Annotated in this window: 14 protein-coding genes and 1 tRNA gene; 11 read left to right on the forward strand and 4 right to left on the reverse strand. The window is 40.1% G+C overall.

Annotated features, from left to right (window positions below):
* Positions 1–145: 145 nt before the first annotated feature.
* Positions 146–1,006: a MurR/RpiR family transcriptional regulator gene (locus IGI50_RS05625; RefSeq protein ID WP_218257038.1), complete on the reverse strand. Its 861-nt coding sequence runs from the start codon at positions 1,004–1,006 to the stop codon at positions 146–148.
* 273 nt (positions 1,007–1,279) lie between these two features.
* Between IGI50_RS05625 and IGI50_RS05630 the strand changes: the two genes are divergently transcribed.
* The 9 genes from IGI50_RS05630 (at position 1,280) to IGI50_RS05670 (ending at position 8,855) form a co-directional block, all read left to right on the forward strand.
* On the forward strand, positions 1,280–2,278 hold the full coding sequence (locus IGI50_RS05630) for a D-isomer specific 2-hydroxyacid dehydrogenase family protein (RefSeq protein WP_218257039.1): 999 nt from the start codon (positions 1,280–1,282) through the stop codon (positions 2,276–2,278).
* A 14-nt stretch (positions 2,279–2,292) separates the two neighbouring features.
* Positions 2,293–3,396 carry an iron-containing alcohol dehydrogenase family protein gene (locus IGI50_RS05635; protein WP_438776420.1) on the forward strand — a complete coding sequence of 368 codons (1,104 nt, stop codon included), beginning with the start codon at positions 2,293–2,295 and terminating at the stop codon, positions 3,394–3,396.
* A 74-nt stretch (positions 3,397–3,470) separates the two neighbouring features.
* Positions 3,471–4,313: a PTS mannose/fructose/sorbose/N-acetylgalactosamine transporter subunit IIC gene (locus IGI50_RS05640; protein ID WP_438776421.1), complete on the forward strand. Its 843-nt coding sequence runs from the start codon at positions 3,471–3,473 to the stop codon at positions 4,311–4,313.
* Between the two features lie 23 nt (positions 4,314–4,336).
* On the forward strand, positions 4,337–5,206 hold the full coding sequence (locus IGI50_RS05645) for a PTS system mannose/fructose/sorbose family transporter subunit IID (protein WP_010744447.1): 870 nt from the start codon (positions 4,337–4,339) through the stop codon (positions 5,204–5,206).
* Between the two features lie 21 nt (positions 5,207–5,227).
* Positions 5,228–5,734, forward strand: a complete 507-nt coding sequence (locus tag IGI50_RS05650) for a PTS system mannose/fructose/N-acetylgalactosamine-transporter subunit IIB (RefSeq protein WP_010744448.1) — start codon at positions 5,228–5,230, stop codon at positions 5,732–5,734.
* A 34-nt stretch (positions 5,735–5,768) separates the two neighbouring features.
* Positions 5,769–6,641 (forward strand): hypothetical protein, encoded by an 873-nt coding sequence (locus IGI50_RS05655; RefSeq protein ID WP_438776422.1) that lies wholly within the window; start codon positions 5,769–5,771, stop codon positions 6,639–6,641.
* 16 nt (positions 6,642–6,657) lie between these two features.
* Entirely contained in the window at positions 6,658–7,101 is a 444-nt protein-coding gene (locus IGI50_RS05660; protein ID WP_438776423.1) for a PTS sugar transporter subunit IIA, read from the forward strand.
* 21 nt (positions 7,102–7,122) lie between these two features.
* Positions 7,123–8,190: a mannonate dehydratase gene (uxuA, locus tag IGI50_RS05665; RefSeq protein WP_222226643.1), complete on the forward strand. Its 1,068-nt coding sequence runs from the start codon at positions 7,123–7,125 to the stop codon at positions 8,188–8,190.
* A gap of 26 nt (positions 8,191–8,216) precedes the next feature.
* On the forward strand, positions 8,217–8,855 hold the full coding sequence (locus IGI50_RS05670) for a bifunctional 4-hydroxy-2-oxoglutarate aldolase/2-dehydro-3-deoxy-phosphogluconate aldolase (RefSeq protein WP_438776424.1): 639 nt from the start codon (positions 8,217–8,219) through the stop codon (positions 8,853–8,855).
* A 282-nt stretch (positions 8,856–9,137) separates the two neighbouring features.
* On the opposite strand, the gene IGI50_RS05675 is transcribed toward IGI50_RS05670, so the two are convergent.
* Both IGI50_RS05675 and IGI50_RS05680 read right to left on the reverse strand, forming a co-directional pair.
* Positions 9,138–9,797, reverse strand: a complete 660-nt coding sequence (locus IGI50_RS05675; RefSeq protein WP_438776425.1) for a C39 family peptidase — start codon at positions 9,795–9,797, stop codon at positions 9,138–9,140.
* 67 nt (positions 9,798–9,864) lie between these two features.
* A complete protein-coding gene (locus tag IGI50_RS05680) occupies positions 9,865–11,784 on the reverse strand; it encodes an ABC-F family ATP-binding cassette domain-containing protein (protein ID WP_218257047.1) in 1,920 nt (639 codons plus the stop codon).
* Positions 11,785–11,986: 202 nt separating this feature from the next.
* Between IGI50_RS05680 and IGI50_RS05685 the strand changes: the two genes are divergently transcribed.
* On the forward strand, positions 11,987–12,631 hold the full coding sequence (locus IGI50_RS05685; RefSeq protein ID WP_010744455.1) for a redox-sensing transcriptional repressor Rex: 645 nt from the start codon (positions 11,987–11,989) through the stop codon (positions 12,629–12,631).
* 74 nt (positions 12,632–12,705) lie between these two features.
* Here the strand turns inward: IGI50_RS05685 and IGI50_RS05690 are convergent, their stop codons facing one another.
* Positions 12,706–13,044 carry a thioredoxin family protein gene (locus IGI50_RS05690; RefSeq protein WP_218257048.1) on the reverse strand — a complete coding sequence of 113 codons (339 nt, stop codon included), beginning with the start codon at positions 13,042–13,044 and terminating at the stop codon, positions 12,706–12,708.
* Positions 13,045–13,177: 133 nt separating this feature from the next.
* On the opposite strand from IGI50_RS05690, the gene IGI50_RS05695 reads away from it, so the two are divergent.
* Positions 13,178–13,248 (forward strand) — tRNA-Gly (locus IGI50_RS05695).
* The last annotated feature ends 75 nt before the right edge of the window (positions 13,249–13,323 follow it).

Raw genomic sequence — 13,323 nt, forward strand, 5'->3', positions numbered from 1 at the left:
ATAATAGCTGAAGTTCTCATTCAATGGAGTGATTAGTTAGATTTTCAGTTTGAATCATAAGGGATTAAGCAATGGGGATAAATTGAAAAAGCGCCACAACTTAGTTAGAACACGCTAACTAAGTTGCGGCGCTTTTTTTGTTTCTTTATTCGCTTTTATTTTCTTTTAGACTTTGGATGACTGTTCGAACTTTAGTGATGGTATTTTGTGCATTCTCACGATTGTGGAACATCAAAATCACATAGAGAGAATCAATGATGCTTAATTGAGCGATTCGAGAAGCCAATGCTTCAGAGCGAAATTCAATTTCTTCAGAGATCGAAATAAACACGACATCGCCTAATTTTGCCAAAGGTGAGTGGGCCTGACTTGTCATTACGATAACCTTCGCGCCATTTTTCTTAGCTGCTTCAGCGATATGAATAGTTTCTTTCGATTTTCCAGAATGGGAGATAAACAATGCGCAATCTTCCTCTGTAAGTAAGGAAGCCTCCATTAATTGAAGATGATAGTCGGTACTATGACCGACTGGAATAGGAGAACGCAAAAATTTATGATAGGCATCGGTCGCCACGATTTCAGAGCCTCCCACGCCAAAGAAATAAAGACGCCTTGAATCTGAGATCATTTTTACCGCTCGTTTTAGGTCTTGTTCCTTCAATAGTTTCTTTGTATCGACCAAAGTTGACATATTTGAATCGAAAACTTTCTGCGCCATTACTAATTCCGAATCATCTTTTTGTACATTTTCGTGAATCGTAATCGCGGTAAGATCATTTTCTTGTTTCAATAGCGCCATCTTGAAATCCTTAAAGCCGTTAAAGCCTAATTTTTTGGTGAATTGAAAAAAAGTGGAGTCAGCAATCCCCAGTTCAGCTGCAAGATCACTAATAGAGCTGTGGCTAACCTTACTTGGGTTTTCAAGTATGTAATCGGCAATCGCTTGTTCTTTCGGACTAAAATCGTTGTACATGGATTTAATTTGTAAGTGAATAGGGCTAGACATAGGCAATCCTCCTTTATCTCATAAGTAGTTATTCATAAGATACTAGGAAACGAAAAAAAAATCAACAAAAATATTTTTTATTTTTTCTGTTTACAAAAAAATATTTTTTTGTATAATAAAGGCATAAGGTTGAATGCGTTATCAGAAATCGGTTTCCGTAGGACGCTTGACTTTGAATAGTCTATGAAAGGGAGTTGGATAGAAAAGCATCAATGAATGAGGTAGAAATGATTTGTCAGGAAGAGTCAAACAAGACAAAAAGGAGCTTTAAGGATGGGAAAATACAAAATAGCGATTGTAAATTCAAGTAGTTTCGGCAAAATTTTTCACGATCAATTGGAACGATTGGAAAAGATCGGTGAGGTTCGTTCATTTACAGTAGATGGCGAAATTGGTGGACGAGAATTGGCAGAGCTGTTGGCGGGCTACAATATCATTATTGCAAGTGTCACTCCATTTTTTACGCAAGAATTTTTTGACTATAAGGATGAACTTATTTTAATTACGAGACACGGCATTGGGTACAACAATATTGATATTGAAGCCGCACGAGAACACGGCACATTAGTTTCGATTATTCCAGCTTTAGTTGAACGGGATGCCGTTGCAGAAAATAATATTACGAACCTGTTAGCACTTTTAAGAAAGACTGTTGAAGCGGATATCAGTGTGAAAAATGATAGTTGGGAAGATCGTGCTAATTTTGTCGGCCGCACCCTCTTTAATAAAACTGTCGGCGTTATCGGTGTCGGAAATACAGGCAGCTGTGTTGTGGAGACTTTAAGGAATGGCTTTCGCTGTCACGTTTTAGCCTATGATCCCTACAAGTCAGCGCTGCATATTGAAAGCTATGGGGCAAAAAAAGTAGACCTTCCCGAATTGCTGAAGGAAGCAGACATTATTTGTCTTTGTGCCAGCCTTAATGAAGAGAACTATCATATGATTTCCACTGAAGAAATTGCCCAGATGAAGGGCAATGTTTATCTCTCGAACAGTGCTCGCGGCGCTTTACTTGATGAAGAAGCAATTGTCAGCGCTTTAAAATCAGGGAAAATCGCGGGATTAGCCACCGACGTTTTAGAAGAAGAACCAGGCCGCAGCGATCATCCCTATCTGGCCTTTAGCAATGTGGTCATGACGCCTCATACCTCCGCCTATACGATGGAGTGTCTACAGGAAATGGGGGCGAAATGTCTGAGAGATGTTGAAGATGTCGTCGCTGGCAAAATTCCGGAACGATCGGTCCAAGCAGAAAGTAAGGTAGTCAGTTAGGAAGGTGAGCAAATGTGTTAACTGATTTAAAGGTAAAAGTAGGACCGCAGTTTTATCGGTACAACGTTGGTGCTATTGATTTTGTGCCAATGCTTTTACAGGAGTTCTCAGCTAAAAATGTGCTAATTGTTCATGGTCAAGTTTCTTTTGAGAAAGCGAAGCCGTTTCTGAGTTTCTTAGATGAGGAAGCCTATAATTTTTCCTTTTTACGATACACCGGAGAGTGCAGTTATTATGGTGCCGAACAAATTGAAAAAGCAGTAAAAATCAATCAAATTGATTTTATTATTGGCGTTGGCGGTGGAAAGCTGGCAGATCTTGTCGGCTACGCGGCACATAGAGTGAATGTAAATTTTGGCGTGATCCCAACACTTGCCAGTAATTGTGCACCATGGACGCCTTTATCGGTGATGTACAAAGAAAGTGGGGAATCTGAAGGAAAGAGTGAACATTTTTTACGTCAGGCCTCCTTTTTTATCACTGATCCAGCGTTAGTTATTGATGCGCCAGTGAATTATTTTGTTGCAGGCTTAGTGGATACAATCGCGAAATGGTATGAATCAGAAGCGATCCTGCAGCAGGATCATTTAAAAAATGAACCCTTTCTTCAGTTGGCTGGGTATACAGCGGCACTTTGTAAAGAAGCAATTCTAAACAATTCAGCGAAAGCGATCAAAGATATGCAAGCTGGCATAGTATCAGAAGAATTTGTTCATCTATCTGAAATTGTCTTTGCTGTTGCCGGACTAGTTGGCGGCTTAGGAGATAAATATGCAAGGAACGCGATCGCCCATGCGATGCATGATGGTATGAGCAAGTATTTGCCAAACAGTCACGATTTCTTACATGGAGAAAAAGTTGCCTATGGCATTTTCTACCAGCTAGCTGTGGAAAAGAAATGGGAACAAATTGATGCGCTGCTGCCTTTCTATCAAGAATTGGGATTGCCGATGTCATTAAAGCAGATGCAGCTCTTTCCAGAAGATGAAGCAGTTATCGATCAGATTGTTGCATTTATTGATTCAAAGGAAAAGGTCCACCTGCTTCCGATCCCAATTACAAAAGAGCTCTTGAAGGAATCAATGAATGAGTTAGAGAACTATTTAGAAAAAAAGTAATTGCTCCTTCTTTCTATTGAAGAGAGTGATTAACAAGTTGAATACAGGATTTAATTACGAATGAGGAGGAAATTATGGATACTTTAAGTGTAATGCAGAGTTTACTAATCGCTTTGTGGGTCGCTGCGGTAATGTCTAGGTGGCTAGGAGGCGGAGCAACGCTAACCTTGCGTTTCTCACCTTTAATGACCGGTTTGATCGTCGGGATTATCATGGGAGATGTGGCACAAGCCATGATCGTGACGGCCGCTTTGCAAATGATTTATATGGGGGTTTTCTCACCTGGCGGATCAATGCCGGCAGAACCATCCATCGCTGCTGCTATCGCGGTTCCAGTAGCGTTATTAGGGAATTTAAAACCAGAAGCGGCGATTGCCGTTGCCGTACCCGTTGGACTGTTGGGGAGTTATTTGTATCAGTTCCGTTTCTTCATTAATACGTTCTTAGGGAAGTATACAGATAAGGCGGTAGAAGACTTAAATGCGAAAGCAATCAAACGCTCGATTATTTTATACCCAACGTTGGCGTCCTTTATTTTGTTCGTTCCATTAGTATTTATTGCTCTTTATTTAGGTGCACCAATTATTGCGGATGTCATCAATGCGTTGGAAGGAACAGTAGTCATCCATATTCTTGAAGTAGTTGGTGGCGGCTTGGCGGCGATCGGAATCGCGACAACGGTTTATGTTATTGGCCGAAAAGATTACATGGTCTTTTTCTTCCTTGCTTATTTCATGAGTGTTGTGTTGAAGTCCCTTGAAATCACGATGGTAACTTACGCAATTTTTGGGGTCTTGATCGCGCTAATCTTCGTACAATCACAAAAAGGCAAAGGTGCGGCACCCGCAGCCGAATCGGCAGGGCAAAGTTCTACAGCATCCTTTGATGATGACGACGATTACGATGACGGGTTCTAATTTATTACTAGGAGGGAAAAAACATGACTGAAGTATCAACCAATCAAGCAGAAAATAAAAGCTTAGCACCTGAAGAGATTACCAGTAAAGATGTTACGAAAGCTTATCTGAGATGGCATTTCGCAAATGAGATTCCTCATTCATTCGAACGCTATTTGGCACCATCATTATTGTATGCCATGATGCCAATCTTGAAAAAGCTATATAAAGACGACGATGCTTTAAAGGCCGCTTATAAACGCCAGCTACTATTTTTCAACACACAGCTAAGCTGGGGTGGCGGCGTGATTACAGGGTTAATGTCATCCATGGAGCAGCAGCGCGCTCAAGAAGAATACGAGAAAAAAGAAATTCTGATGCAAGATGACTTAATGTACAACACGAAAGCTGGTTTGATGGGAGCGTTAGCCGGAATCGGTGATGCGATCGACTCAGGGACCGTTCAATATATTTTCATCGCGATTGCCGTTCCTTGGGCACAACAAGGTAGTGCCTTAGGCGCCTTGTTCCCATTTGTTTTCTTCGCTTTGTATCAAGCGGCGTTAGGGGTCTTCTTTGCGAAACAATCCTTTACTATGGGTCGAAATGCGACAGGCCTAATGCAAAGTACAGGTGTTCAAACAGCGATCGAAGCGTTGTCCGTATTAGGTTTGTTCATGATGGGAATTTTGGCCGGGAATTATGTAAAAGTTGAATCCACCTTGAAGTTCGCTATTTCTGGACGGAAGTTTGTTATTCAAGAGATTCTCGATCAAATCGTACCTGGTATTTTGCCATTAGCTGTTGTAATGGGTGTGTATTGGTTCTACACGAAAAAAGGGTTAAAAGTAACACAAGCATTGCTCTGGCTAACCTTGATTTTAATTGTTCTAGCTGGAATCGGAATCTTATAATTTGAAAAGGATGTGTATGAAATGGGCGTAATTAATCTAGCTCGAGTGGATGAACGGTTGATCCACGGACAAGTAATGATGACCTTATCACAAAAAAGTGGAGTGAATTCAATTTTCGTAGTGGACGAAGTAGTGGCGAAGGATAAATTTATGCGTGATCTATATAAAAATGCTGGCAGCCGCACAGGACAGAAGACCATCGTGATTACTCCGGAAAAAGCGAAATTTTACTGGGATGAATTCAATTTTAAAGAATACAACTGTATTTTGATCACAAAAACAGTCAGTGTAATTTACGATTTAGTAAAACACGGTGTGCCAATGAAAGAATTAAATATTGGCGGGATTGCACAAAAAGATCCTGAGAAAGATTTACTCGTGACGAAATCTGTTTATCTAAACAAAGAAGATGCAGAACGATTAAAAGATATGAATGAAAATTATGGTGTCGAAGATATTTATTTCCAAGCAACACCAGCTGCACCAAAATCCAGTTTAAAAGATGTACTAAAACAATTCGGTTTGTAGAATTTTTTGACTGAAAGAACAGGAGAGAGCATAGATGGAGCAAACAGAGGGGTTCAAGGATTGGTTATTTCGATACCAATACGTTTATCGATTGCGGCGGACTGAAAAAAGTAAAAAAAGATTTCTTGCGGCATTGGTAACGGATATCGCTAAAATGCGGAAAGATGTTCGTGTTATTGAATACGATCAACAAAAAAAATACGCGGCTCGAAATGTTTATGTTGGCAATATCAAACAAGCGGATCGCATCATTTGCACCTTCTATGATACTCCTCCTGAAAGTTTTGGTTCGTATCAGTTGTTTGATCGGAAAGACCAAGCGCAGAAGACGACCAAGTTTATTTTGCTAAGCTCAATAGCCGCAATTCTTTTTGGAATCATTGGTACGTTGGTCTATATGCGTTTTGCACCAAATTCTTTTCAATGGAACGCACTCAGCACTTTCGTGATTATGGCGATTTACGCAGGCTACTTTGCTTTGTTAGGAAAAATAACAAAGGGATTGTCTAATCGAAAAACATTGGTTCGCAATACGTCGTCGATATTGACGATGCTGAAGATGATTGCGGAAAATAAACAGAAAAATATTGCCTATGCTTTTTTAGATGAAGGCAGCTATGGCACTAAAGGTTTGGACGAGCTGCAAAAACAAGCGAATGGACAATGTAAAATTTATTATTTAGACAGTATAGGTGCGCCAGCGCCATTACATCTTGTCGGTGAATCACCAAATAACCAAATCATTCATGAAAATATGGATTATCAAGCTTCTGATCAGAAGGTAAATTATATTTTCAGTGCAAGAACAGATCAAGAGAATCGCGCTTTTTATTTAAATCCAGCTGATTTAAAGAAAAAGCAATTGAATATGGAAAATATAGCCACTGTGACGAGCTTGTTTCAGTGAGAGAAAGGGAGGACCTATGTTAGGAATCGTAATTGCAACACATGGAAATTTAAGTGATGGGCTGAAGGATGCAGCAGAAGTGATTGTTGGGACAACGAATAATATTGCGACAGTCAATTTAAATCCCGGAGATGATGTTCAAGCATTGGGAAAACAGATTGAAGCAGCAGTCAAAGAGGTCCATCAGGAGAACGGGGTTATTGTTTTAACGGACTTGGTTAGTGCCAGTCCTTATAATCAATCTGTTTTGATTACCAATGGTTTAGATCCAACACTTCAAGAAAAGGTTTATATCATTGGCGGAGTAAATTTACCCATGCTGTTAGAAACTATCAATCATCAAATTTTGAGTACCCCCGTTGAAGAAGCAGCACCAGCGGTTATGAAGCAAGGCTCAGATAGCTTAGCTATTTGGCATATTTCAGAGGTTGAAGATGAGGAAGACGAAGACGACTTTTAATAGGAATAGGAGACTAAATTAATGAAATGGGGCTTTAGATGGTATGGAGAGAAAGGCGACTCCATTCCTTTAAATCATGTGAGACAGATACCAGGCATTAACGGCGTAGTGGGAACATTACTGAACAAATTACCCGGCGACGTATGGGAAGTTTCTGAGATAAGAGAGTTAAAAGAATCGATTGAAAAAGAAAATTTAGAATTATTAGGAATAGAAAGTGTCGCGATTCATGATGCGATCAAGGCAGGTACCGCTGAACGAGATCAGTATATCGAGAACTATATCCAGACAATCAAAAATCTTTCAGAATGTGGGGTCCATCTGATTTGTTACAGCTTCAAACCAATCTTCGGATGGGCAAAAACAACGCTGAATTATGAAAATGAAGATGGTAGTCTGGCACTATTATACGATCAAGCAGTTGTAGACAATATGGAACCAGGGGACATGTATAAACTAATCAGCAGTCAATCAAAAGGCTTCCAGTTGTCTGGTTGGGAGGAAGAACGGCTTAACAAATTCAATTCGTTAGTGGAAATGTATGAAGGGGTGACTGAAGAGGTTCTGTTTGATAATTTGAAATACTTCCTTGAGAAGATCATTCCGATTTGTGAAGAAGCGGATGTGAAAATGGGGATTCACCCAGATGATCCACCTTGGGAAATTTTTGGCTTTCCTCGTATTACAAAAAATCTCGCGGATTTGCAGCGAATTACCAGCATGGTTGATTCTCCATATAATGGCATCACTCTATGTACTGGAGCTTTGGGTGCAGATCCGGATAACGACATGGTCGAAATCATTCATGCCATTGGTGATCGGATCAACTTTGTCCACTTCCGTAATGTAGAATTCTTAGGCTATCGGAAGTTTAAGGAAACGGCACATTTATCTACGGAAGGCTCATTAGATATGTATGCAATTATGGAGGCCTTAGTAGACGTCGGTTTTGACGGCGTGATTCGTCCAGACCATGGCCGTACGCTTTGGGGTGAGGTTGCCAGACCTGGCTATGGCTTATACGATCGCGCGATGGGTATTACGTATATGCAGGGTTTGCACGAAGCCATTACCAAACGAAAAGGTTAAATATTGCGTAGAAAGTGAGCGGGAAAATGTCAGTAAATATGAAACATAAGGTTTATGAACAATTATCGCAAACCAAACTTTTGCCGTTATACACGGCAACTGATTTGAGCTATTTATCTATAGTAGAAGAGATTCTATTCGAAAATAATGTTCCTCTGATTGAAGTGACCTTTCGTAGTGAGCTGGCGGCTGAAGCAATCAAGCGATTGTCGGAGTCCGGCAAGCTAATGGTTGGTGCTGGAACAGTTCGAACACTAGCAGAAGCGAAAATTGCGGTTGAAAATGGTGCGCAATTCGTTGTTTCTCCAGCAGTCGTCCCTGATGTGATCGAATATTGCTTGGATCATGAGGTTCCAGTCTTTCCTGGAACGGCAACACCAAGAGATATTCAGCAGGCAGCAGATTATGGACTTAAGGTCGTAAAATTTTTCCCAGCAGATATTTATGGAGGACTAAAAGCCATTGATGCATTAAGCGGTCCATTCTATGATATAAAATTCTTACCAACTGGCGGAATTAACGGAGAAAACTTCCTAGAATATCTTGATAACCCAAATGTAGTAGGTGTGGGCGGTTCCTTCATTCTCTCAGAAAAAGTTATTAAAGAAGACAACGGAAAGAAAATGAATCAGCTTCTTCACTCATACGTTCAACAAATCAATTAATTCTAACGTGAAATAAAGAACATTTGCATCCAGACTTTTGAAAAAAGGTCGATGCAAATGTTTTTTTCTTAATTGTAATAAGTCGCTCTCTTCATAATAACGCCACATTTTTTTCTAACTTTCCTTCAAAAAGCTCATAGCTTTTTCAAATATTTAGCGTAAGATGAACTTAACCCTAAAAATAATTCTTTTTCCCCTGTGAAAGCAGGAACCCCCAATAAAAAAGAGCTGGCGCAAGGACGTCAGCTCTTTTTTATGTCTATCTATTTTTTTACATCCATCCTAACTGAATACCCATGCATTGGCTAGCTCAGGCATGAGATGGTCCAAGGAGTACTTTTGTTTGTAGTGTTCCTTTTCTGGGCGATCATTTGGATCATAGACAATTATTTGATCACTTTGAAGATCCTTTTTGATTACCATGATATGTCCAACTTCTGTAAACTCGCCAGGGGTAACGGAAATCACGAGGGGCTGATTTTGATTTAAGTGTTGTTGTATTTTGGCTTGATCCTTCCCAAGTTCTTCAAGGGCAAGGCCATAATTTTGAGCAAAGGCAGGGAAAATCGACCAAGCGGTGCCTTGTCCTGCTTCATAATAATTGTTGCCGCTCCATTGTAGAATTTCTGTTGGATAAACGGTTCGCTTTTCTTGGTAAGAAAGAATCATGGCTAAGGAGGTGATCGCACACCCATTTGTGGCTAAGTCATTTTGACTGGAGCCACTGCCATAAGCTTTATCAGCCCAACGCGGGTCTGTTTGCAAAAGTAACGAGAAATCCTGACCATGCTCTTGTAAATATTGAGTGGCACTGGCCGAAAAATCCTGTTGACTGTTAACTTTATTATCAAAGTGAAAGAATCGAGAAGAGAGGATCCCTAAACTTGCCATCACTAAAAAAATTCCAAGTATTATTGATAAGGGTCGATTTTTTCGCCTCATAAAAAACACCTCCACTCTCTTATTAAAGCGAAAAAGAGTGAAGGTGTCATCGGTCAAAAGTTGTAAGTTATTCAAATTCTTCTAATTCTAAGCTAAGTTCTTCCCAACTGGCGAGTTGTTCTTCTTGCTCGGCTTTTTGAGCCTCTAACTCATTCGTCAGTGCTAAAAGTTGGACATGGTCGTTCAGTATTTCTGGCTGACTCATTTGAGCCTCTAATTCATCGATTTTTTCATCCAAAGTGGCGAGCGTTTCCTCAATGGCTTCGATTTTTCGACGCAAGCTGCGGATCAGCTTTTGCTGTTCTTTGTCTTGATAAAATTTCTTTTTAGGAGCTTCTATTGCAGTCTCTTCTTTCGCTTGTAGTTCGGCAATTTCTTCTTCCTCTTTTTTCTTCTCTAAGTAATAATCGTAATCCCCTAAATACAACTTGCTGCCTTCAGGAGACAGTTCGATGACTTTGTTGGCAATACGATTAATAAAGTAACGGTCATGAGAAACAAAGAGCAAGGTCCCTTGATAATCAATAAGGGCGTTTTCCAACACCTCTTTATTGTCAATGTCTAAATGGTTCGTCGGCTCATCCAGAATCAAGAAGTTCTCTTTATTCATCGAAAGCTTTGCCAACGCGACACGGGCCTTCTCGCCGCCACTAAGTAAGGGAATCGTTTTTTCAACATCTTCGCCACTGAAAAGGAATCCGCCAAGAACATTTCGAATGTCTTTTTCAGGCGTTGTAGGGTGTTCATCCCATAGTTCTGCCAGAATTGTCTTGTTTCCATGTAAGTCTGCTTGACCCTGATCATAATAGCCTACAGTGACGTTTGTCCCAAAATGTGGTTGGCCTTTAATAAAAGGCAGTTGACCGATGAGAGATTTTAGCAGGGTAGATTTGCCGATACCATTTGGTCCGACTAAAGCGATGGCATCTTCTCGTCGTATGTCTAAGTCAATTGGCTCAGACAATGTCTCCTCATAGCCGATGGCTGCTTCTTCCACCTGCAGGACGACATTCCCAGAAACCTTATCAATATCAAACATAAACTTCGCGGATTTTTCTTTTCCATCAGGTCGATCCAGTCGATCCATTTTTTCCAAAGTTTTCCGCCGACTCTGGGCACGTTTTGTGGTTGAAGCACGAACTAGGTTGCGAGCGACAAAATCTTCCAACTTTTCAATTTCTACTTGCTGCTTTTCGTAAGCCTTCCAATCGCTGGCAAGCTGTGCGGCCTTTAAATCTAAATAGCGAGAGTAATTTCCTGTATAGTGCCGAATCTTATGTCTGGAAATTTCATAGATTTCATTAACGACACGATCTAAAAAGTAGCGGTCATGAGAGACAATTAGCAGTGCACCGGAATAGCCTTGCAGATAATCTTCCAGCCAAGCCAAAGTTTCAATATCTAAATGGTTGGTCGGTTCATCGAGGATTAAAATATCTGGTTTAACTAGCAACATTCGAGCCAAAGCCAAACGTGTTTTCTGACCACCAGAGAGAGTACTGATCTCTTTATCATAAAAGCTTTCGTCAAATTTAAATCCATGTAAAACACTACGAATCTCATTTTCGTAACCGTAGCCGTTTTGATCATTAAAGTCGTGCTGCAACTGATCGTATTCCTTCAATAGAGAAGCGTAGCGACTATCACTTTCCGGTGTTTCACCAATTGCGACTTCTACTTCCCGCATTCGTTTTTCCATTTGACGTACCGATTCAAAGGCCTTCAGCATTTCATTCCAAATGGTTTCGTTGGAATCCAGGCCGGTGTCTTGAGCAAGGTAACCTAAACTTGCTTGTTTATTTTTAATTACCTGCCCAGCATCTGGCGCTTCGATGTTCGCGATAATTTTTAGTAATGTAGATTTTCCTGCACCATTTCGTCCAACTAGACCGATACGAGCCTTGCTGGCGACTTCAAGGTGAATGTTTTCAAATAATGTATCCGCACCAAAATAGCGGGCAATTTGATTTGCTTGTAATAAAATCATTGGATATCTTCCTTAAATTTATTTTTCCGAATGGATTCAGTCTACCATATTTTTAAGGTCCTTGCGATTGGAAGCGGTCATTTCACCTAATCGTGATTTTTTCACAAATTTTCGAGCAAGTGCGTTGCAATTTCACTAACATTCTTGCTATTATAGTGCAGTAGTCAACATTTACGAATTTTTTTGATAAAGGAGAGTTATTGTGAAAGAACATTCAATTCCAAAAGCGACTGTTAAACGATTGCCGTTATACTATCGGTATTTACGTATTTTAAATAATGCTGGAAAAACCAAAGTTTCATCTACAGAACTAAGTGAGGCGATTCAGGTCGATAGTGCAACGATCCGCCGAGACTTTTCTTACTTTGGTGAATTGGGCAAACGTGGATATGGATATGACGTTGAAGATTTGATGCATTTCTTCGGAAAAATCTTAAACGATGATCAATTGACCAATGTCGCATTAGTCGGTGTCGGTAATTTAGGAAGCGCCTTGTTGAAATTCAAGTTTCATCAAAGCAACAGTATTCGTGTAAGCTGTGCCTTCGATGTCAAAGAAGATATTGTGGGACGTATCGTTGACGGTATTCCAGTCTATCCATTAGACAACATGGTGGAGCAAATCAAGCTGCAGCAAATCGAAATCGCTATTTTGACGTTGCCTGCACAACAGGCCCAACAAGTAGTGGATCAATTAGCCGCTGCAGGAATTAAAGGAATTCTGAACTTCACTGCCGCACGTTTGACTGCGCCTGAAGATGTCATTATTCAAAGCGTTGATTTAACGAATGAATTGCAAACATTGATTTACTTTTTACATCATAATACAGATAATAAAAAAGACTAAGCGTGTGTGAACCGATCCCAAAAAGCTAGACCAAAAATCTTACTTTTGGAGGTCGGTTCAGTGCTTAGTCTTTTTCATTTGAACAGCTCTTGATAATCTATCGCTTCAGCTTCTTCCGGTAATTGTTGTAGAAGTTTTTCCAACAATTTAAAGTCAATGAAGCGAGCTTGACGAGCGACTTCTTTTCCATTGTGATAAACCAAAACGGCTGGCACAGTCAGAACCTCAAAAAAGCCAGATAACTCAGGGTCTTGAACAATATCTAAATGATGAAAAGGAATCTTGTAGCTTTCAGCCAGTGCTTTTGCCTTAGGAGCATCAACATGACAAATACTGCAAGTTTCAGAGGAGATGAAAACAATGCTATTTATTTCGCTGGCAAGGGATTTCTTTACAGTTGTAAGATTTTCCATTGATTAAAGCTTCCTTTCTGTGATGCTTACTTACTATCTGTAAGATAATCAGAATTGGTCAACTTGTCAATTCTTATGTTCGATAGAAATAGTTGTTGGATTGAATAAAAAGCGTTATACTCTCTTATGTACCGCGGGTGTAGTTTAGTGGTAAAACAGAAGCTTCCCAAGCTTCCGTCGCGAGTTCGATTCTCGTCACCCGCTTCATTTACGAAAGCACAGGGCCTTAGATTAATTGGCTGCTGTGTTTTTTAGTATTTAATACTTTTCTTTTTAATG

The sequence above is a fragment of the Enterococcus sp. DIV0170 genome (assembly GCF_051710765.1).
Classification (GTDB): Bacteria; Bacillota; Bacilli; order Lactobacillales; family Enterococcaceae; genus Enterococcus_A; species Enterococcus_A raffinosus.